The sequence below is a fragment of the Cellulomonas marina genome (assembly GCF_900111925.1).
GTDB lineage: Bacteria > Actinomycetota > Actinomycetes > Actinomycetales > Cellulomonadaceae > Cellulomonas > Cellulomonas marina.
The window spans coordinates 54740-74508 of sequence record NZ_FOKA01000010.1; the positions used below are offsets into that span (position 1 = coordinate 54740).

At 74.3% G+C, this 19769-nt stretch carries 17 protein-coding genes and 1 tRNA gene; 9 read left to right on the forward strand and 9 right to left on the reverse strand.

What is annotated here, in order from left to right:
* Window positions 1-37: 37 nt before the first annotated feature.
* Window positions 38-625: a hypothetical protein gene (locus BM048_RS11675; RefSeq protein ID WP_139224434.1), complete on the reverse strand. Its 588-nt coding sequence runs from the start codon at window positions 623-625 to the stop codon at window positions 38-40.
* Window positions 626-811: 186 nt separating this feature from the next.
* Between BM048_RS11675 and BM048_RS11680 the strand changes: the two genes are divergently transcribed.
* The 4 genes from BM048_RS11680 (at window position 812) to BM048_RS11695 (ending at window position 4460) form a co-directional block, all read left to right on the forward strand.
* The gene (locus BM048_RS11680; protein ID WP_090033320.1) at window positions 812-2059 is read left to right on the forward strand and encodes an IS256 family transposase; all 1248 of its coding nucleotides are present in this window, start codon (window positions 812-814) and stop codon (window positions 2057-2059) included.
* A 124-nt stretch (window positions 2060-2183) separates the two neighbouring features.
* Window positions 2184-3038 (forward strand): bifunctional DNA primase/polymerase, encoded by an 855-nt coding sequence (locus BM048_RS11685; protein WP_175499523.1) that lies wholly within the window; start codon window positions 2184-2186, stop codon window positions 3036-3038.
* Between the two features lie 10 nt (window positions 3039-3048).
* A complete protein-coding gene (locus BM048_RS11690; RefSeq protein ID WP_139224435.1) occupies window positions 3049-3306 on the forward strand; it encodes a helix-turn-helix transcriptional regulator in 258 nt (85 codons plus the stop codon).
* 2 nt (window positions 3307-3308) lie between these two features.
* Window positions 3309-4460: a tyrosine-type recombinase/integrase gene (locus tag BM048_RS11695; protein ID WP_203708822.1), complete on the forward strand. Its 1152-nt coding sequence runs from the start codon at window positions 3309-3311 to the stop codon at window positions 4458-4460.
* A gap of 305 nt (window positions 4461-4765) precedes the next feature.
* Here BM048_RS11695 and BM048_RS11700 read toward each other — a convergent pair whose 3' ends face one another.
* Window positions 4766-5785, reverse strand: a complete 1020-nt coding sequence (locus tag BM048_RS11700; RefSeq protein ID WP_090033423.1) for a ParA family protein — start codon at window positions 5783-5785, stop codon at window positions 4766-4768.
* 340 nt (window positions 5786-6125) lie between these two features.
* Window positions 6126-6201: transfer RNA gene (locus BM048_RS11705), tRNA-Lys, on the reverse strand.
* Window positions 6202-6390: 189 nt separating this feature from the next.
* Here BM048_RS11705 and BM048_RS11710 point away from each other — a divergent pair.
* Window positions 6391-6747 (forward strand): nuclear transport factor 2 family protein, encoded by a 357-nt coding sequence (locus tag BM048_RS11710; RefSeq protein WP_239078820.1) that lies wholly within the window; start codon window positions 6391-6393, stop codon window positions 6745-6747.
* Between the two features lie 43 nt (window positions 6748-6790).
* Entirely contained in the window at window positions 6791-7297 is a 507-nt protein-coding gene (locus tag BM048_RS11715) for a MarR family winged helix-turn-helix transcriptional regulator (protein WP_239078819.1), read from the forward strand.
* A gap of 37 nt (window positions 7298-7334) precedes the next feature.
* Here the strand turns inward: BM048_RS11715 and BM048_RS11720 are convergent, their stop codons facing one another.
* Together BM048_RS11720 and BM048_RS11725 are read right to left on the reverse strand one after the other, a co-directional pair.
* Window positions 7335-7751: a DUF3592 domain-containing protein gene (locus BM048_RS11720; RefSeq protein WP_175499524.1), complete on the reverse strand. Its 417-nt coding sequence runs from the start codon at window positions 7749-7751 to the stop codon at window positions 7335-7337.
* Window positions 7752-7871: 120 nt separating this feature from the next.
* Window positions 7872-10085 carry a hypothetical protein gene (locus BM048_RS11725; RefSeq protein WP_090033327.1) on the reverse strand — a complete coding sequence of 738 codons (2214 nt, stop codon included), beginning with the start codon at window positions 10083-10085 and terminating at the stop codon, window positions 7872-7874.
* 298 nt (window positions 10086-10383) lie between these two features.
* Here BM048_RS11725 and BM048_RS11730 point away from each other — a divergent pair, with 298 nt between their 5' ends.
* Together BM048_RS11730 and BM048_RS11735 are read left to right on the forward strand one after the other, a co-directional pair.
* Entirely contained in the window at window positions 10384-11028 is a 645-nt protein-coding gene (locus BM048_RS11730; protein WP_090033329.1) for a response regulator transcription factor, read from the forward strand.
* A gap of 146 nt (window positions 11029-11174) precedes the next feature.
* Window positions 11175-13457: a putative bifunctional diguanylate cyclase/phosphodiesterase gene (locus BM048_RS11735; RefSeq protein WP_090033330.1), complete on the forward strand. Its 2283-nt coding sequence runs from the start codon at window positions 11175-11177 to the stop codon at window positions 13455-13457.
* A gap of 36 nt (window positions 13458-13493) precedes the next feature.
* Here the strand turns inward: BM048_RS11735 and BM048_RS11740 are convergent, their stop codons facing one another.
* Window positions 13494-14177, reverse strand: a complete 684-nt coding sequence (locus tag BM048_RS11740) for an alpha/beta fold hydrolase (protein WP_090033332.1) — start codon at window positions 14175-14177, stop codon at window positions 13494-13496.
* Between the two features lie 197 nt (window positions 14178-14374).
* Here BM048_RS11740 and BM048_RS11745 point away from each other — a divergent pair, with 197 nt between their 5' ends.
* Window positions 14375-17470 (forward strand): S8 family serine peptidase, encoded by a 3096-nt coding sequence (locus BM048_RS11745; RefSeq protein WP_090033334.1) that lies wholly within the window; start codon window positions 14375-14377, stop codon window positions 17468-17470.
* Between the two features lie 554 nt (window positions 17471-18024).
* Here the strand turns inward: BM048_RS11745 and BM048_RS11750 are convergent.
* The 3 genes from BM048_RS11750 to BM048_RS18240 form a co-directional block, all read right to left on the reverse strand.
* Window positions 18025-18549, reverse strand: coding sequence for a PKD domain-containing protein (locus tag BM048_RS11750; protein WP_090033335.1), 525 nt, complete (start codon window positions 18547-18549; stop codon window positions 18025-18027).
* Between the two features lie 275 nt (window positions 18550-18824).
* Window positions 18825-19418, reverse strand: coding sequence for a DUF6318 family protein (locus BM048_RS11755; RefSeq protein ID WP_090033336.1), 594 nt, complete (start codon window positions 19416-19418; stop codon window positions 18825-18827).
* A gap of 153 nt (window positions 19419-19571) precedes the next feature.
* Window positions 19572-19739 carry a hypothetical protein gene (locus tag BM048_RS18240; RefSeq protein WP_175499525.1) on the reverse strand — a complete coding sequence of 56 codons (168 nt, stop codon included), beginning with the start codon at window positions 19737-19739 and terminating at the stop codon, window positions 19572-19574.
* Between the last annotated feature and the right edge of the window lie 30 nt (window positions 19740-19769).

Consider the following 19769-nt stretch of genomic DNA (forward strand, 5'->3'; position numbering starts at 1 on the left):
GGGGCAGCGCATCTGGGGATGGCGCCGTTCGCGGGCCCTACCGGAGCAGCGTCTCCGCCGTGCGGATCACGCGGGCCGCCGCGCGACGCTTGCGTCCGGACCGCTCGTGGTGACGCACGCCTTCCCGGCGCGTGTGGCGTCGGGCAGCAAGAACCAGACCCGGAGGGACGGCGTCGACGAGCACGGAGGAGCGATCAGTGAACTTGACGAGGGCGTAGCTGCCGGGCGGCAGGCTCGCGTCAGCGAGCCAGAGGTCGATGACAGCGCCGGTGCGAACGTCGACCGCGTCGGCGCGCTGCCCGGCGGCGGTGGACCACACAGTGCGAAGGATGCAGAGCAGCGCGTGATGCGGAAGACCGGAGAGGACGCGGAGTTCCTGGACGCGAACGAAGGCGCGACGATCGCCAGCCGGCTGGATCGCAGCGCGCGTCGCCGACGTCGCGAGCCACACGAGTGATGCGATGACCGCTGCCAGCCAGCCGAGCGATAGTGCGCGGTCGGTACCGAGCCGACGGACTTCGTTCTGGAGCACGACGGGGGCGACGACCACAACCAGCTGCACCGCGAGGGGCGTAGCCACCGCTCGCGCCCATCGCGCCCCCTCGCGAAGGATCAGCCTGGTCATCGCGTCACCGTCCCACCGCGCTCGGACGTTCGAGGCCTGGCGTCGGCGGAGCAGGGCGACGTTGTCAGTGGCGTCCGCGAGAGTGGTGTACCGGTAGCCCGGTGAGCGTGTCGTCATAGACGAGCGCGGTCACCGCGTGACCCTTCGAGTGAACCTCTCACAGCACCCTCGAAGTGGAGCAACACGATGACCGCACCGTCGAGTATCGACCCTGCCCGCGTTCTGCACGAGCACCTCGCCCAGGCCTCACCCGATCTCTTGCGCGAGCTGCTTGGCACCTTCATCGACGCCTTGCTGTCGGCCGAGGCGGACGCGGTGTGCGGGGCCGGGTGGGGCGAGGTGTCCGACCAGCGGGTCAACCGCCGCAACGGCTACCGCCACCGCGACCTGGACACCCGGGTCGGCACGATCGACGTCGCGGTGCCGAAGCTGCGCACCGGGTCCTACTTCCCCGAGTGGCTGCTGACCCGCCGCCGGCGCGCCGAGCAGGCCCTGACCAGCGTGGTGGCGACCTGCTACCTGCTCGGGGTCAGCACCCGCCGGATGGACAAGCTCGTGCAGTCCCTGGGCATCACCAGCCTGTCGCGGTCGCAGGTGTCCGAGATGGCCAAGGACCTCGACGGCCAGGTGGAGGCGTTCCGCACCCGCCCGTTGGACGCCGGCCCGTACACGTTCGTCGCCGCCGACGCGTTGACGATGAAGGTCCGCGAGGCCGGGCGGGTGGTCAACGCCGTGGTGCTGGTCGCGACCGGCGTCAACGGGGACGGGCACCGGGAGGTCCTCGGGGTGCAGGTCACCACGTCCGAAACGGCCGCAGCGTGGTTGACGTTCTTCAAGGACCTGGTCGCCCGCGGCCTGGGCGGGGTCCGGTTGGTGACCTCCGACGCGCACTCCGGGCTGGTCGCCGCGATCGGTGCGACCCTGCCCGGGGCGACCTGGCAACGGTGCCGCACCCACTACGCCGCGAACCTGATGTCCACCTGCCCGAAGTCCTCGTGGCCGGCGGTGAAGGCGATGCTGCACAGCGTGTACGACCAGCCCGACGCGGCCTCGGTGCACGCCCAGTACGACAAGCTCCTGGACTCCGTGGCGGCCCGGCTGCCCGACGTCCACGACCACCTGGACGCCGCCCGCGCCGACGTCCTGGCGTTCACCGGCTTCCCGCGGGACCTGTGGCGACAGGTCTGGTCGAACAACCCCAACGAGCGGCTCAACCGCGAGATCCGCCGCCGCACCGACGTCGTCGGGATCTTCCCGGACCGCGGCTCGGTCATCCGGCTCGTCGGGGCGGTGCTAGCCGAGCAGCACGACGAATGGGCCGAAGGACGCCGCTACCTCGGCCTGGACATCCTCGCCCGCGCACGCCTGACCGCCGTCCCCGGCACCGTTGTCGAGGAGGTGACCACCGACCAATTCCAGGCACTGACCGCCTGAACACGACCTCGAGGATCACGCCGAACCGCTACACCACTCCCCAGGACTTGACCGACGCCGGAGGCGTGCGGTGCGCGCCGCCGGGGCTCCCTGGGTCGATCCTGCCGACGCGAGGAGGCGCACCTTGAACGACGCGGCCACGACACCGGCCCCCACGCTGCGCGACCGCGCGCTGGCCTACGCGGCCGCCGGTATCGCCGTCTTCCCGTGTGTGCCCGGCGGCAAGACACCGCTGACGGCGAACGGCTTTTACGACGCGACGACCGACGCCGACCGCATCCACCGGTGGTGGTCGATGCGCCCGTCCGCGAACATCGCCACCCCGACGGGGGCTCCTGGCTTCGACGTGCTCGACGTCGACGTCCGTCCCGACGGCAACGGCTGGCACGCGTTCCACCGCGCCCAGGCCGCCGGGCTGGTCGACGGCTGGGTACGGGCCGTCCTGACGCCGTCGGGCGGCCTGCACCTGCACTACCCCGGCACCGACCAGCACAACGGCAGCCTCCGCGGGTTGCATGTCGACTTCCGGGCGACCGGCGGGTACGTCCTGCTGCCGCCGTCGTTCGGCCAGACCAAGGCCTACTCCCGCGACTACCAGTTGATCGCCACGCGGCCGGGGCCCGGCCGCCCGCTGGACTGGAGCGCCGTCGTCGATCTCCTCACCCCGGTCACCGTGCGTGGTGGCCTCCGTCAGGGCATCGCCCGTCAGCGCGAGGGTGGCGACCCGACGCCGGCACTCGCCGCGCACGTGGCGCGGCAGCCCGAGGGCAACCGCGACAACGCCCTGTTCTGGGCCGCGTGCCGAGCGGCCGAGGCCGGCGTGCAGGACTTCGAGCCGCTCGTCACGGCCGCCGTCAGCGCCGGTCTCAGCGAGCGCGAGGCGGCGCGCACCGTCCTTAGCGCCCAACGCACGGTCGGCGAGGCCGCCCGACCGGCGTCGGAAGCTCGCCCCGTACCCGCCGCCCCCGCCCGGCTCTGAGGAGACCGCCATGCCGCGCTCGCGTACCAGTGCCGCCGCGACGACGTCGCGCGGGAGGGTGGCTGGCGTCGCTCCACCGACCGTCGAGCGGCTGTGGACCATCGGGGAGGTCTCGGCGTTCCTCGGCATCCCGATCGCGACGCTCCACCAGTGGCGCTACCTCGGCACCGGACCGGATGCCTACCGCGTCGGCAAGCATCTGCGCTACAGCCCGGTCGCCGTGCAGGCCTGGCTCGAGAGCGAGTGCCGGCGTGAGGTGAGTGCCTGACCGTGGCCGGGAACGTCAAGAAGCGTCCGGACGGGATGTGGCGCGCCAGGTACCGCGACGCAACCGGCAAAGAGCGAGCCCGCCACTTCGCCCGCAAGACCGACGCCGAACGCTGGCTCGCTGCGCAGGCGTCGTCCATCGCCCGGGGCGACTGGGTGGACCCCGCCAAGGCGCGGGTCACCGTGCAGGAGTGGTCGCAGGTCTGGCTGGCGACCAAGGCGCACCTGCGGCCCCGCACGCGGGAGAAGTACGAGAGCGCCCTGCGCGTGTGGGTCCTCCCGAGGTGGGGTCGGGTCGCGCTCGCCGACATCACCCACGCCGATCTCGTCCGGTGGGTCGCGGACATCCAGGCCAACCGCAGCCCGGCGCACACGCGGCACACGCTCATCGTGATGTCGCAGATGCTCAAGCTCGCGGTGCGGGACGGGCGGCTCAGCAGGAACGTCGCGGACGGCGTCCCGAAGCCGCGGCTGACGCGGCCGGTCCAGCGGTTCCTGAGCAACGAGGAGGTCGCCCGACTCGCAGCGGAGCTGCCCGAGCCGTACGACTTGCTGGTCGTCCTGCTCGCGTTCACCGGCCTGCGGTTCGGCGAGGCTGCGGGGCTCCAGGTGGGCGACGTCGACCTTGGGCGCGGCCGCGTCACCGTCAACTGGAGCGTCACGGAGCTGGCGCGCGGGGGACTGCACCGCGACGCCCCGAAGACGTACCGGCGCCGCGCCGTCCCCATCCCGGCCTTCCTCGTCGACCGCCTGCGCGCGTACGTGGCGGGGAAGCCCGCCGACGCGCCGCTGTTCACCGCGAGCAAGGGCGGCACGCTGAGGAACTCGAACTTCCGGCACTACTTCTTCGATCCCGCCGTCCAGCGCGCTGGCCTCGCGCCGCTCACGCCGCACAACCTGAGGGACACCGCCGCGAGCCTGGCCGTAGCGTCGGGGGCGAACGTGAAGGCGGTCCAGCGAATGCTCGGGCATGCGTCGGCGTCGATGACGTTGGACGTGTACTCGGGGCTGTTCGACGCCGAGCTCGACGACGTTGCGGAGCGGATGACCGCCGCCGCGACCGAGGCGCTCGGTGCCTGGGGCCGGAGCAGTGAGGACATCGAACCGGCGGTTCCCGAAGCGAGTCGGAAGCGTCACGCACCGGGGGGGACCTGATCGAATCGAGGGGGCGCGATCGCATGGCGGGCCCCGCTGGCGCTCTTCTGATCAGCACGGACGCGTTCGTCGACCCGCGGACTAGCGCCGTGGAGGCTGCCGCGATGGTGGGGCCGGCCGCGACCGTCGAGCCACCTGGTCCTGCGACGGTCTCACCTCTGGGTGCAGCTTCGGCGTCGGGGGGCGGCCGACGCCGAAGCTGCACTGTCGCGCGACACCGGTTGCGCCTAGCGAAGAGCGTGGCGAAGGCATATCCGTCGGTTTCCGGCCGGCCCACGGATACCCGCGGGCCGGGCCGAAGACCCTCAGAGCTTCGCGGTGAGCTTGTTCATGGCGTCCACCATGTTCACGCGGTAGTCCTCGTGGACCGTGACGCGGTGACCGAGGACGGAGCGCTTGCCGGACTTCAGCGCGTAGAGCGGCGTTCCCTGCGCGAACGCCACGACCCCCGTGGTCTGGAAGTCGCGGATGTTCACCACCCCGCTCGTGACGTCGTCGAAGGTGAAGATCTCAGGGTTGCTGCTAATCAGCTTGTTCACGTCGTCGTCGATCGAGCGCAGGACGGCCGCGTAGGCAGAGGCCGAGCCCATGTACTGCGTGATGCGGTTCTTCGCGATGAGGTGGACCTTGGGGAGTTCCCGCTCCTCCGCCATCAGACGGGTCGCGAAGGCGTAGGCCTGATAGATGTCGGACGGCAGCTTGAGGCCGTAGACGAGCGAGAACGCGTTCTGGATCGCCCGGCGCGAGGAGTCGTCCGCCATGACCGGCAACACGAGCCGGTCCACGGCCGACAACGCGATCTGCGTGTAGATCGAGAAGCTCGGGTTGCAGTCGATGAAGATCGTGTCGTAGTCATCCCTGATGACGGCGAGCAGGTCGCGCAACCAGTCGACGACGGCGACCCAGGCGTTGGTGCCGGGAATCTGGTTGTTCGCCAGGGTCGAGATCGCGTTCGACTGCAGCTCCAGGAGCGGATCACCGCAGATGAGATCGACGTTGGTCGGGATATCGGCGTTGAAGCTCGCGGGAGTTGTGATGAAGTCCTGCGCATTGAGCGCGGGCGGTGAGTAGGGCGCCGGCAGGCGCAACTGAAAGTAGCCACCAATGGTGGCCCGCACGGTCTCGCCCTGACGCTGGAGCAGGCGGGTGCTCCCGTCGTTGGCGAGCCCCCCGAGGAACAGTTCGGAGAGGTTCGCCTGAGGACAGACATCGATCGCGAGGACGCGTTCGTCGGGGTGGTTGTTGGCGTAGAAGCAGATCGACTGGAAGCACAGGCTCGTCTTGCCTGTCCCGCCCTTGTTGTTCCAGAACGCGTAGGTGGTCATCCGGGACTCTCCTCTGTCGCCCGCGGACATCGGCATGTCCGTTTGGGACAGCATACCGTCCCGCACGGACGCCGATGTGGACTTTGGTCCCCAGATGCCGACGCAGCGGCAGCAAGCCGCGTGGGCGCGGCGTCCGCGGCGTGCGCGGCGTGCGCGGCCGCCTAGGTGCCGCGAACCGGCCAGACCGGAGGTGCTGCCGCGCCGAGATGCTCGGAGGCGAACGTCGGCGCGTGTATCGCTTCGGGCAGTGCGGACTAGATGCGGACTAGCGCCTCGGATGACGGTCGATCGGGGCCTCCTCCAGGCGCCCGCACAAGGCCTTTGACCTGCACAAACACCCTGGTGGGCCCCGTGGGGATCGAACCCACAACCCGCGGATTAAAAGTCCGCTGCTCTGCCGGTTGAGCTAGAGGCCCCGGGCCGCGGCGCGGGTGCCGCGCCCGGCGGCCGGGACGCCAGGCGCGCGGCCGCCCGGTCGCCGACCCGGGGGGAGCGTACCGCCGCGGCTCGGCGGTCAGGTGGTCGACCGACCGGTGCGGTCGCCCTACGGTGCGTGACATGTCATGTGTTGCATGACGACGTGGAGCGGACGACCTGGAGGACCGGTGCCCGAGCGGTTGGACGCCCTCATGCGTGCGTACCTGCTGGACGTGTTCGCCGAGCGCGACCCGGCGCGGCGGGTCGCCGCGATCGCCCGCACCTGCACGGAGGACGTCGTCTTCGTCGACGCCGAGGGCGTCGTCGAGGGCCACGAGGCGCTCAGCGCGAAGGCGCAGTCCATCCTCGACGGCGCCGAGGGGCTGGAGTTCCGGCCGGTCGACGGGCCGCGGCAGGTGCAGGACCTCGGGTACCTCGCCTGGGAGCTCGGCCCTCCCGGCGGCCCCGCCGTCGTCTCCGGTGCCGACATGGGGTTCGTGCGGGACGGGCGCCTGGCGAAGGTCTACACGGTCCTCTTCACCTGACCGTCGTCGCCGAGGTCGAGGCCTGTGCGGGGATGATCGGTGCGTGCACGACGTCGCGCCGCAGTCGCCCTACGCGTTCCTGTCCGAGGAGGAGACGCGCGCCTGGTACGCCTACATGAAGGTGCACCTGCGGCTGCGGTACGAGATGAACCGGCAGCTCGGCGCCGACCACGGGCTGTCGCTGGCGGACTACGACGTCCTCGTCGCTCTCGTCAGCCAGGACCCCGAGCCCATGACCGTCTCCGACGTCGCCGTGCGCATCGGGGCGGAGCGCAGCCGCGTGTCCCACCAGGTGCGGCGGATGGCCGGGCGCGGTCTCGTCGCGCTGGCCGGGAGCCCCGACGACCGGCGCGCGACCACGGTGGCCCTCACCGAGGAGGGGCGCGCCTCCCTGGCCGCCGCGACGCCGGGACACGTCGCGCTCGTGCGGTCGGTGTTCCTCGACGCCCTCTCCGGCGACCAGCTGCAGGAGCTCGCCGTGGCCATGGAGGGCGTCTACGAGTCGCTCATCGAGCGTGGCACGCTGCCCCGTCCGCGGGACCACCCCTGAGCGCGCGGCTGCGGCGCGGCTGACGCGCGCGTCCCGCCTACGGCAGCACCGCCAGGACGGCGGCGACGACGAGCAGCACCACCGCGGCGGCCACCTCCGCCACCGCCGCCCGCGGGCGGGGGACCCGTGCGTCGCCCTGCACGGCCTCGATCGTCATCCAGGCCGGCTCCTGCGGGTCGTAGCGCACGTCGACCGGCTGCCCGACGAGGTACCGGGACCCGGGCGGCGGCAGGCGCGGCGGCCCCTCCAAGCGCTCGCCGCCGACGTGGTAGCGGACGGTCGGGACGACGCGGCCCTCGGCGGCGTCGACGGCGACGACCTCGCCCGACGCCGTCCGTGCCCGGGCGACGCGCGCCCTCGTCGCCGACGCACGGCGCACGGCGCGCAGGCCGACGACGAGGAGGACGGCCGCCGCCGCCACGAGCACGAGCTGCAGGACGGCGGTCGTGGTCACGGGTCCATGGTGCTGCCACCGCGGCCGCAGGCCCCGTCCGGGCGCGCCGGGCGGGGCCTGCGGGTGGGGGTCACGGGAAGCCGTGCCCCGGACGTGCTCGGGACGGACGTCGGCGCCGGGTCACCAGCGGACGACGTCCAGGTGGATGCCGTAGAAGGCGGTCGAGGGGACCGTGACGACCACGGGGCTCGTCGTCCGCGTCCACTTGTGGGTGAAGGAGCCCGGCTGCAGGTAGCGCGTCGGCGCCTGGGCCAGCGGCTGGATCTTCACGTCGTCCTTGGCCCCCGAGAGCGCGAAGCCCGGGTGCAGGGTGATCGTGATGGTCGTGGTCCTCCCGTCGGCGGACCGGACCATCGTGATGTCGCCCGCGTCGTGCTTCTGGCCGGCGACGAGGTCGACCGTGCTGGTCGAGAACGCGGTGTACATGAACCAGTTGCTCGTCCCGGGCCAGCGGGTGCCGGCGCCGGTCGCCGTCTCGGCGTACACCGGCGTCGAGCAGTCGACCCGCACGGACGCCTGGGCGGTGAGCCGGGTGTCGTACCCGGTCAGCGTCGCGGTGTTGGTCTCCGTGCGGGAGCTGGCGCCGTTGACGTAGTCGGCGCTGTCGCCGGAGCAGAGGAACGTCTCCGGGACCGACAGCGTGGTGTCGTCTGTGATCGTCGTCGAGGTCCCCAGCCGCGGGTCCGCGAGGGTCACCGACTGGTCACCGGAGCGGTCAGCGGTGAAGGCCACGGGCGCCGTGGCGGTGACGGGGGCGCTGCCGGCCCCGGTGACCGTCGCCGTGTTGAGCGTGGCGGTGGCCCCGCCCGGGGAGGCGGTGTAGGTGCACGTGACGCTGTCGTGCGCCGGCACCGTGGTGGCGGGGCAGTCCACCTGACCCGGTGTCCCGTCGTCGAGCAGGTCGGCGACGGTGAACGGCACGTCGACGCCCGAGGGGTTGGACACCGCGACCTCGCCGGTGACGGACCAGCCGGAGGCCGTGTCGGTGCGGTCGGCGACGACGGTCCACGTGGAGGTGCCGGCGACCTGGCCGCGGAGCCCCGTGTGGCTGGGGTCGTCGACCTGCTTGGTCAGCGACCAGGACGTGACCAGGTCGTAGCTGCCCGCCGCGCTCTTCGTCGCCGTCAGCGCTGCCAGCGTGCAGCGGATGACGACGGAGGCGTCGTCCTCCAGCGCCACGCCGTCACCCGTGAGCGTGGCAGTGTTCGTCTCGGTCCGCTCGTGCACCCCGCCGGTGTAGGCGCCGGGGTCGTCGGGGCAGTCGAACGTCTCGGGCATCGGCACCTCGGCCGATGCCGTCAGCGGGACCTCGAGGCCGAGCCGCTCGTCGCGGAGCGTCGTGCCCTCGGTGCCGGTCAGGTGCTGCACCCAGTCGAGGCCGACCTGCGCGGTGGCCCCCGGAACGCCGTCGGTGCCGGAGACGACGACCGCGTTGTTCGTCGCCGCGGCGCGCGAGGTCGGCGAGGCGGTGTAGGTGCACACGAGGGTCCCGTCGACCGTCGTGCGCGCCGGGACGGCGGCCGCGGGGCACGTGACGTCGGCGACCGTGCCGTCGTCGAGCGTGTCGGTGACGGTCACCGCGACGGGGACCGCGTTGGGGTTGCGGACGGTGATCGACCCGGTGACCAGGAAGCCGCTCTCCGTCGCGGTCTTCACCACGCCCAGCCCCCAGGTCGCCGTGCCGGCGCTCCCGCCGGCCGCACCCTCGAGGAGGGTGGGCTCCGCGTCCTTCGTCAGCGACCAGGTGACGTCCCGGTCGTAGGAGGCGACCGCGGTCTTCGTCGCCGTGAGCGCGTCGCGCACGACCGGGGGCTCGCCCCAGCAGAACGACACGTGGCTGATCTGGTACCGGCCGTCGCCGTAGCCCGTCACGCCCAGCCCGGCGTCCGACGAGCGCCCGTCCGGCCGGTAGTCGTAGAGCGCGCCGCCGACCGGGCCGCCCTTGACGAAGACCGCGGCGAGCGGCACGGTCGAGGTGAAGCCGAGCAGCGTCTTCGCGGAGTTCACGCCCGTGATGGTCACGGGGCCGAAGGAGGCCGCGTCGCTGATGGCGGCGGTGGGCTCGACCTTGATCTCGTACGCGTCGGCGTCGCCGAGCAGCGCGCGGCACGTGGAGTTGCCCTGGACCACGGTGACCGTGGCACCCGTCGCGCTCGCGGCGACGGCCGGCAGCAGCAGGGACCCGAGCAGGGCGACGAGGCCGAGCAGGGCGGTGCCGGTGCGGCGCGTGCGCGTGGGCGCGTGGGCTCGTCGTCGGGTGCGGTCGACCCCGTGCGGACGCCGTGGGAGGCGCCCAGCGGGGAGCAGGTGGCCGGGGAGTCGTCTCGCTGTCATGGTGCCTCGCCCTCGGGCAGGCCGCGTCGTCCTCGACGCGGGACCGGTGGTGCTCCGACGGGCAGACGATCGTCCCCGGTCGTGACCACGACAAGGTCCTCGGATCACCCGTGCGTGGGGATTCCTGCACGCTCACGCCGCGACGCCCCCACGGGCCCGCCCGCGGGCGCTACGGTGCGCGCACGGCAGGTGCAGGGACCCGTCGTACCGACCCCAGCCCACCGTCGGCCGGGCGACCAGCGGCACCGACGCCGTCCGGACGCCCCTGCGCCGACCCTCTCGACGAGAGGCGCGCGCCATGCCCACCGCGCCCGGCGTGCTCGTCGCCCACGGCGACGGCGTCCTGCTCGCACGCCTCTGCGCGGCCCTGCCGCCCGAGGTGCGCCTCGTCGGCAGGGCCCGGTCGGTGGCCGGCCTGCCCCTCGCGGTGCGCCGGACGGGCGCGGCCGTCGTCGTCGTCGGGGACCGGACCCTCGGGGACGTGACCGCGGCGGTCCGCCTGCTGGTCGACGACGGCTGCCGCGTGCTGGTCGTCGCGGACCGGCCCGAGGACCCCCGGTGCGCCGACCTCCTGCTCGCCGGCGCGCAGGGGGTGCTCGCACGCGACGCACTGACGGCCCTGCCGCAGCACCTGCGCGCCGTGCTCGACGGGGAGGCGGCCCTCTCGCGCCACCTGGTGACGGTGCTGCTCGACGAGTACCGCCGTCGCGAGCGCGCCCGCACGGACCGGGCCGGTGCACGGGCGGTGCTGACGAACCGCGAGGCGGAGATCCTCGAGCTGCTGCGCCGTGGGCACCGCACCGGCGAGATCGCGGAACGGCTCGTCGTCACGCCGGCCACCGTCCGCAGCCACATCGCCTCGGCGGCGCGCAAGCTCCACGTGCGCACCCGGCAGGAGGCGCTCCTGGCCGTCGACCGCGGGCCTGCCGACCGCGTCGGCTGACACCGGAGGAGGCGGTTGCGGCACGGCCGCGACGACGGTTCCCCCGGTGCCGCCTGCGGGTGACGGCGGGTGACATGCGTGGGCCCGCCAGGTGACCCCGGCGGCGCGTCCTGACGCCGGGCCGGTCGGGGGTCGATGGACCGGCCGTGAGGGGGAACCGAGGGGTCACGGTCGCGGCGCTGGCCGTCGGCGCGGGCTTCGCCGTCCTCGTGCTCCTGCGGCCCCTGCCGGTGGCGGCGGGCACGCTCACCTCCTACCTCGTGCAGTGCACGACCGTGCTGGTGGCGGCGGTGCTCATGGCGGTGAAGGCGCGCGGGTCGGCCGGCGGGCTGCGGCGGGCGCGGCTGCTCATCAGCGTGTCGTTGCTGCTCGCGACGGCCGGGGGGGTCGCCGTGCTGGTGCTGCGGGCGACCGGGGCGGCGGTGCCGATCCCGTCACCGGCCGACGCGCTGCACTTCCTCTTCGTGCCGGTGTGCGTGGCGGGGCTGCTGTCCTACCCCGTGCGCGACGACGTGCCGGGATCGCGCACGCAGCTCGTGCTCGACGGGCTCGTCGCCACGACGGCGCTGTGGTTCGTCACGTGGACGGCCGCGCTGGCGCCGGCGCACGTGGGCGCCGGTCTGCCGCCCACCACGGCCGCCACGATCCTCGCCTACCCCGCCTCGGACGCCTTCCTCGTCGCCGTGGCGGCGGGCGCCCTGCGGCGCGTCGCCGTCGAGGCCCGCCGCGAGGTCGGCCTGGCCGTCGCCGGCCTGCTGCTCTACGTGACCAGCGACGTCGCCTACACCGTCCTCGCCGCGCAGGGCCGCTACACCGCCTACAGCTGGGTCGGGGCGCTGGCCGAGGCCGGGCTCCTGCTGCTCGTCGTCGCGTTCGTCGGTAGCTGCTCCGGCGGGCGGTTGTCCCGGACGTGGGTGCGGGCCGCGGCGACGGTGCCGTGGTGCGGCGTCGCCGGTGCGCTGGTCTTCGCGGCAGCCGCCGCAGTGCTCGGGCACGACCTCGGCGGCATGTCGCTGGGGCTGCTCGTCGCGCTCATGGTGGCGCTGTGCCTGCGGCAGCTCGTCGCCACGCGGGACCGCGAGCTCGTCGCCCGGCGCCTGCGCGAGAGCCAGGCGCGGCTCGAGCACGACGCCCGGCACGACCACCTCACCGGGCTCGGCAACCTGGCGCACGCGCGGCGCGCGCTCGAGGTGGCGTGCGCGGCGGCCGACGACGGCACGATCGTGCTCCTGCTCGACCTCGACGGGTTCAAGCAGGTGAACGACAGCTTCGGGCACTCGACCGGGGACGCGCTGCTCGTCGCCGTGGCGGAGCGCCTGCGCGGAGCGGCACGGCCGGCGGACACCGTCTGCCGCACGGGCGGCGACGAGTTCCTCGTCGCCCTCACCGCGACCGGCGAGGAGGCCGCCCGGGCGGTGGCCGAGCACCTCCTGGCCGCGCTCGCCCGCCCGGTGGAGATCGGGGCCAGGACGGTCGTGCTCGGGGCGAGCATCGGTCTCGCCCCCGTCCGGGCCGGCCGGACGCCCGACGACGTGCTGCGCGACGCCGACCTGGCGATGTACCAGGCCAAGGCCGCCGGACGGGGGTCGGCGGTCGTCTTCCAGCCGTGGATGCACGAGCGGTCGCAGCGCGAGCTGTCCGTCACCACGGCGCTGCGGCGGGCGCTGCGCGAGGGCGGCCTCGAGCTCGACTACCAGCCGCTGGTGCGGCTGGAGACGGGCGAGGTCACCGGCGTCGAGGCGCTGCTGCGGTGGCGGCCGGCGGACGGACCGCCGATCCCTCCCGACGAGTTCATCGGCCTCGCCGAGGCGGCCGGCCTCATGCCCGAGGTCGACGCGTGGGTGCTCGACCGCGCGTGCGCCGACCTGGCGGCGTGGCGGGCGGCGGGCGTGCCGCTCGCGCGCACGAGCGTCAACGTCTCGCGCCGCAGCCTGACCCCGGCGCTCCCGACGACCGTGCTGGCGGCCCTGGCGCGGCACGGGCTGCGCGGGGAGGACCTCTGCGTCGAGGTGACCGAGACGTCCGTGGCGCCCGACCCCGCCGCGGCGGCCACGGTGCTCCTGCAGCTCCGCGCGGTCGGCGTGCGCATCGCGCTCGACGACTTCGGCATCGGGCAGTCCTCCCTGTCGGAGCTGGCGACGCTGCCCGTCGACGTCGTCAAGCTCGACCGCTCGTTCCTCGCCCACGCCGGCGAGCGCGACGGCGACGCGCTGGTGACGTCCGTCGTCGCGCTGTGCACCGCGCTGGGGCTGGACGTCGTCGCCGAGGGCATCGAGGACCGCGCGACGGCCGCGCGGCTCGCGGCGGCGGGGTGCGCGTACGGCCAGGGGTTCGCCCTCGGGCGGCCGCAGCGGCCCGAGCAGGTGGTGGGCGTGATCGTGACCGGGGTCGGCGGCGTGCGCGGCAACGCGCTGACGGTGCCGCGCTGACGGTCCCGCGGTGACGGGTGCTGCGAGCGGTCCCCGTCAGAGCCCGTCGGCGACGTCCGCGAGCGCCGCGACCAGGACCTGCGGGGCCGACACCATCGGCCAGTGCCCGGTCGGCAGGTCGACGTACGTGACGTCCCGCGCGCGGGCCAGCTCCGGGACGTCCCCGGACGCCACCCAGGCGCGGGCGTCGTCGGGCGAGAACTCGGGGCACACCAGGACGACGGGGACGTCGTACCGGCGCTCGTCCGCCAGACGCACGACGCCCTGGGCCACGGCGCCCGGCACGGGGATGGCCCGGGCGGCCAGCGCGTCCCGCGCCGCCTCGTCGAGGTCGGCGGAGTCGGGGCCCTCGAAGGCAGCCCAACCGGGGAAGGGCATGGCACCCTCGACGAGGGGGAAGAAGTCGGCGTAGGCGGCGCCGTCGGCGCTCGGGAAGCCGCCGACCAGCACGGTCGCCCGGACGGCGGACGGCCGGGCATCCGCCGCCAGCCACGCCAGGCTCGCGGCGGCGGAGTGCCCGACGACCACGGGCCGGTCGGCAGCGTCGACGGCGTCGAGCACGGCCTGCCGCTGGTCGTCGAGCGTGGCGTCAGTGCGCCCGTCGCCCTGCCCGGGCAGCGCGACGGCGATGCCGCGGTGCCCGCGGGCGGCCAGCCCGGCGACCACGTCGTCCCACACGGAGGGGTCCAGCCACAGCCCGGCGACGAGGAGGAGGTCCACGCCGTCACGCTAGTCCGCAGGTGCAGCGCCGCGGGAGGCCTCGCGCTCGTGGCCTCGTCGCCCGGACGGCGGAGCCGCCGCCCGAACGGGATCCGAGGTCGCCCACCTGCCGCGCCCCTCGCGTTCACGCGCGTCGTCCCGGGCGCCGACAACCCTGCTGAGCACCGGGGCAGGCCCGGTCGAGGAGGGGACGGACGATGGCGGCACGGCGCTGGCGGGCGGTCGCACCGGTGGTGGCAGGAGCTCTGGCGTTCACGGGGCTCGGCACGGCGGTGCGCGTCCTGCAGGCGCCGCCCGCCCTCGCGGTGTTCGACGGGCACTACGGGCCCGGGGACGGCTCGCACGTGCTCCTCGTGCGGCTCGACGAGGCGCAGGCAGCGGCGGCCACCTCTGCCGCGGGGTCGGTGGCGGAGACGCCCGTGGATGCCGCGACGACCGCCGCGACCGGCGACCCGATCGCGGCGACGGGAGAGGCCGGTCGATCGACGGGCGAGCCGTCGGCGCGGCCACCCCTCGACGCGACGTTGCTGGCGGAAGCCCAGCGCGTCCTCGGGCCCGGCGGCGTGCTCGAGATGAACGGCGGCACGGGCTTCTACGTCACGGCGGCGGGAGCCATGGCGGTGTCCGTCGGCGGCGACGGGCAGGCGCTCCCCGGCTCGCCCACCCCGTCCCCGACGACGGCCGCGACACCGACGACGGGCACGACGACCTCCGGCACGTCGGTGCCCGCCACGTCGGCCGAGCTCGTCGAGGCGTTGGAGGCCGTGGACGGCGTCGTCGCCGCGCAGGACTCCGGGTTCGGCGACGGCTCGCTCCTCGTCACGACCACGCTGACGCCCGACCGGCTGGCCGCCGTGCCGGGCGTCGGCGACGTCGAGACGTCCTCGACCGCCCACGTCTCGGCGCTGGACCCGCGCGACGACCCGTACTACGCCGCCTACGGCTGGCACCTGGAGAACACGGGCAGCAACGCGTACGGGCAGACGGCCAGACCCGACGCGGACGTGGACGCGCCTCCGCTGTGGCCGGCGCTGCGCGGCGCCGGCACGGTCGTCGCCGTCCTCGACACGGGCTACGACACCGACCACGAGGACCTGGGCCCCGCCGCGCTGTGGACGAACCCCGACGACCCCTCCTGCGACACCACGCGGGACGCGGATGGCAACGGGCTCGCGGGCGACTGCCACGGCTGGAACTTCTACGCCGGCTCGGCGGCGATCGACCAGGGACCGGGAGCGGGGGACCACGGCACCCAGGTCGCGAGCGTCGTCGCTGCTCAGGCCAACGGCCGCGGGACCGTCGGGATCGCGCCGGAGACGCGCATCATGCCGCTGGTCATCGGTGCGGGCAGCACGGTGGACTTCGGGCTCGCCGCGAAGGCCATCCGGTACGCGGTCGACCAGGGCGCCGACGTGGTCAACTGCAGCTTCGGCGGCGTCCCGACCGGCAGCTTCATGACGGCGCTCGTGGACGCCGTCGCCTACGCCGAGCGTCGTGGCGTGCTCGTCGTGGCGGCCGCCGGCAACGACCGCGCGGACCGCGAGGTCGCGCCGACGTGGCCCGCCAGCTCGCCGAGCCCGACGGTCATCACCGTGGGTGCCACCACCGCGACCGACGTGCGGTCCGACTTCTCCGCGTGGGGTGCGGCCACCGTCGACCTGTCGGCCCCGGGCACGCTCCTCGTCGTCGCGTCCCCGTCCGGCGGGTACGTGGCGGCGTCGGGCACCTCCTTCTCGGCGCCGCTCGTCGCCGGTGCGGTCGCCCTCTACCGTGCCGCGCACCCGGACTGGACCGCGGCCCGGGTCAAGGAGCAGCTGCTGGCGGACGTCGACCGGGTGCCGGCGCTGGCGGGGCTGTCGGTGACGGGCGGGCGGCTGAGCCTGACCGCGCTCGCCGCGTCGCTGCCGACGACCGCCGCACCCTCGACCGCGGTCCGGTTCGGGGCCATGACCGCCACGACGACCGCCGCCGGACAGACCGTCATGGCTACGCCGCAGGTCGCCGTGACGACGAACGCCGGTGCCGGCGGCTACGAGGTGACCTTCGGGCTCGGCATGGCCGACGCCGGTGCGGTGTGGGCGGTGGCGGGGCAGGAGGTCACCCTCGACGGGCGGATGCGCACCACCGACGACGCCGGGACCGTGAGCTTCCCGCTCACGTCCGGTCCGACCGGTCTGGGCGCCGTGACGCTCGCGCCGCAGCTCCCCCTGTACGACGGGCGCTACGCCCTGACCGTCCAGGTGACCAAGGACGGAACCGCGCTGGCGCGGCCGGTGGCCGCACCCCTCGTGGTGGCGGTCGCCTCGAGCCCGACGAGCCCGACGAACCCGACCACGCCCCCCACGACCACGCCCCCCACGACCACGCCCGGTACGACCACGCCCGGTACGACCACGCCCGGTGCGACATCGCCTGGCGCGACGTCGCCCGCGCCGACGACGCCCGGTCCGACGACCCCGCGTACCGCGCCGGCGCCGACGACACCCGGTTCCCAGCCGGTACCGGGTGGCACCACACCGCCCGGAGCGGGACCTGTCTCGCCTGGTCCGGGCGTGACGACGCCGGGCGCCACGGCACCTGCGTCGCCGCCGGCCACCTCGCCGGCGACCCCGCCCGCCACCGCACCGGGCACGCCACCCGTCGCGCCCGGTACCGTGCCGTCGACCCCGCCGGCCGGATCAGCACCCGGGCCGGACTCCGTCACCTACCCGTCCGTCGGCGACTTCGCGGTCACCGCGATGACGCCGCGGCACGTGTCGACGGCCGGCGGCCAGACCGTCCAGCTCACCGGAACGGGCCTGCAGGGCGCGGCGGTGCGCGTGGGCGCGACCGGGAACGCCCGGGTGGTGGCGGCGACGAGCACGACGCTCGTGTTCGTCGCGCCGGCCCTCGTCGCCGGGACGTACGACGTGACCGTGCACGCGACCGGTCGGACGAGCGTGCTGTCCCCGGGGCTGACCTACGTGGTGCCGGGCACGACGCCCGGCACGACGCCACCGCCGACCACCGCCCCGGCTGCCCCTGGGACGCCGCCGGCGACGACCCCGGGCACCACGCCCGGCACGTCTCCGGGCACGTCTCCGGGCACGTCTCCGGGCACATCTCCGGGTACCTCGCCGGGTACCTCGCCGACGACGGCGCCGACCACGCCACCTTCCTCGTCGGCCACCCCGCCCGCGGACCGGCGCACCGGGCCGTACGGGCAGCGGCTCGTGCGCTCCAGCACCTTCGCGCCGCTGACCACGCTGTGGGCGACTCCGTGCACCTCGACCTGCACGGGCCGCCAGCTCTGACGGCGTAGGAGATGACGAGAGCGCCCTCAAGGCGCTCGAGGCGCTCGAGGCGCTCGAGGCCCCGGCCGGGTGCCGGACTCAGCGGTCGGCGGTGGTCCGTCGGTGCGGCGTCCAGCGGTACCAGAGGCCGGAGGGCGGCGTGTCGGCCACGACACGCCGCTCGGTCCGGCGTCTGCCGCAGCGAGCGACCACCGTCGGGGCTGTTGCTCCGTGGAAGGCGTCCGTGCGACGGCTCGAGACCGCCGCGTGGCGGGTCGGTGCGGAGCGACGGCACCGGAGCGTCTCCCGGCGGTGTCTCGCGCTGGACACGTCGTCCACGCCCCGCTCTCCGCACCAGGCCGCCACGGACGACAGCCGGTGCGCAGACCTCACCCACGACGGCCCTCGCGACGCGGTACCGATCGATGTGGTCGGGCCAGGCGTCACCACGCCCGGCGGCGTCGAGGATCCGAGGGACGAAAGCGCCGTCGGCGCGGCTCCGAGGTCGTCGGGCGGCGCCGCGCGTCGCCGTACGGGAGGTGCAGGACATCTGACGACGACGAGGACCTCGCGCGTCAGCCGGTGAGGTGGGCGGTGCGCTCGACGACGGTCCTGGTCGGGAGGTCGGCGCTCGTGGTGGCGGTGCCCTGGACGTCGAGCCACGTGCTGGTGCCGGCGACGCGGTAGCGGCCGGTCCAGGTCGTCGTGCAGCGGACGGTCGCGGGGCCGGCGGTGGTGAAGGTGTGGGTGACGTCGGCGTGCGGCCAGGTGTGCCCAGGGCTGGTGGTGGTCAGGGGCGCGGTGCCGTCGCCGAAGGCCCAGGTCCACGAGGTCGGGGTCGCCTGCACCTCGACGGTCCGGCCGAGCAGCGTGGTGGTGAGCGTCGCGGGTGCGGGGTCGACGGTGAGGACCAGGGGCATGTTGACCAGCACGTCGCCCGTGGCGGGCTGGGTCGCGGCGGTGGGTGCGGGCAGCGGCAGTCGTCGGAAGTCGGCCTCGGTCAGCACGGGCACCGCGGCCGCGTCGGCCCGGCAGAGCCAGCCGTTGTCGAGCGTCCACCGCCCGGTGGAGCCGGCGGGGCGGGACCAGGACGGCGGCACGACGGTCTCGTCGTCCGCGCAGGGCAGTGCCTGCGCCTGACGGCCTGGCGGGCACTGGGTCGGCTGGTCGAGCAGCGTTGCGCCCGCGCCGTAGCAGAGACCGCCGGGGTGCGTCTCGCGTTCCTGACTAGGGCTGGTCGCGACCGGATGCTGTCCGCCGCGCGCCGCTCGCCCTCCCCACACGTCGATTGACTCGCGTGCGGCTTTGCCGAAGACGTCCGAATCAACCGACGTCACTAGCAGCATTAGCACAACGCCCGTGAACACAGCACGACTCACGCGCCGCCGTCCTTTGGCGTGTACTCGAGCACGATCCACCGCCCGTCGACGACGTGGAGCACCGTGTCGACGCTCCCGACGTTGCTTTCGCCGGTGTCGACCTCGCGACCTTCTCCGTCCAGCGTGCGCCACGGCTGCTGCTCGATCTCGAGGTGCACGAGCGCCAGGCCGTCCTGGTTGACTCCCACGAGTTCGGCGCTCTCAACGACGAGTTGTGCCCCCTCGGTGGTGGTGCCGTCCTGCAGCATGGTGTCCATGACGGAGGCGCAGAAGACGCACTCCGGGTCGCTCATGGCGCGCCACTCGGTCAGGTCGCGGGACGCCGCGACGTAGCCGTACAGCTCGGTGAAGTACACGGCCGCGTCGACGGCGCCCTGCTCGGAGGGATCGGCGGGAGGCGCCGTGGGGGGCGCCGGAACCGCCGGCGGTGCCGCACCGGTCGGCGCCGCGGACACCTCGGCGGTCGGCGAGCCTGACGGGACCGTCGCGGCGACCGTTGCTGCCGGCGCCGTCGTCGTCGAGCAGCCCACCAGCACCGGCAGCGCCGCGAGCGCGCACCAGAGCCGCGTGCTGCGGCGGAGGACCCCCATACCGCCGGAGGTTACCGACGCTCCCCGACCCACTCGCTGCGCCCTGTGGACGAATCACCCGGACGGCCCAGAACGGTCACCGCCACGCACTCCGAGGGGCTGTCACCGAGGTCGTGGCCGCCATCGCCGGAGTTTGCGCCCGCTCGTCGTGCCTCAGGTGCGCCGGCGCGGCGCCGTGCCGCCACCGCGCAGGAGCTCCAGCAGCCCACGCAGCAAGGCCACCCGCAGGACCAGCGTGCCGACCGTCAGCAGCAGCGCCAGGGCGGCCCCGCCGAGAGCGATGACGACCAGCACCACCGCGAGGATCAGCACGCCGTCCATGCCGTGCATCGTAGGACCGCGGCCGCGGAG

Bases quoted from the DNA above. Each gene is read 5' to 3' on its own strand.
- BM048_RS11755 (WP_090033336.1), bottom strand. From the start codon at position 19,418: ATGGGGGTCCTCCGCCGCAGCACGCGGCTCTGGTGCGCGCTCGCGGCG.
- BM048_RS11730 (WP_090033329.1), top strand. From the start codon at position 10,384: ATGCCCACCGCGCCCGGCGTGCTCGTCGCCCACGGCGACGGCGTCCTG.
- BM048_RS18240 (WP_175499525.1), bottom strand. From the start codon at position 19,739: ATGGACGGCGTGCTGATCCTCGCGGTGGTGCTGGTCGTCATCGCTCTC.
- BM048_RS11680 (WP_090033320.1), top strand. From the start codon at position 812: ATGACCGCACCGTCGAGTATCGACCCTGCCCGCGTTCTGCACGAGCAC.
- BM048_RS11690 (WP_139224435.1), top strand. From the start codon at position 3,049: ATGCCGCGCTCGCGTACCAGTGCCGCCGCGACGACGTCGCGCGGGAGG.
- BM048_RS11675 (WP_139224434.1), bottom strand. From the start codon at position 625: ATGACCAGGCTGATCCTTCGCGAGGGGGCGCGATGGGCGCGAGCGGTG.
- BM048_RS11725 (WP_090033327.1), bottom strand. From the start codon at position 10,085: ATGACAGCGAGACGACTCCCCGGCCACCTGCTCCCCGCTGGGCGCCTC.
- BM048_RS11745 (WP_090033334.1), top strand. From the start codon at position 14,375: ATGGCGGCACGGCGCTGGCGGGCGGTCGCACCGGTGGTGGCAGGAGCT.
- BM048_RS11700 (WP_090033423.1), bottom strand. From the start codon at position 5,785: ATGACCACCTACGCGTTCTGGAACAACAAGGGCGGGACAGGCAAGACG.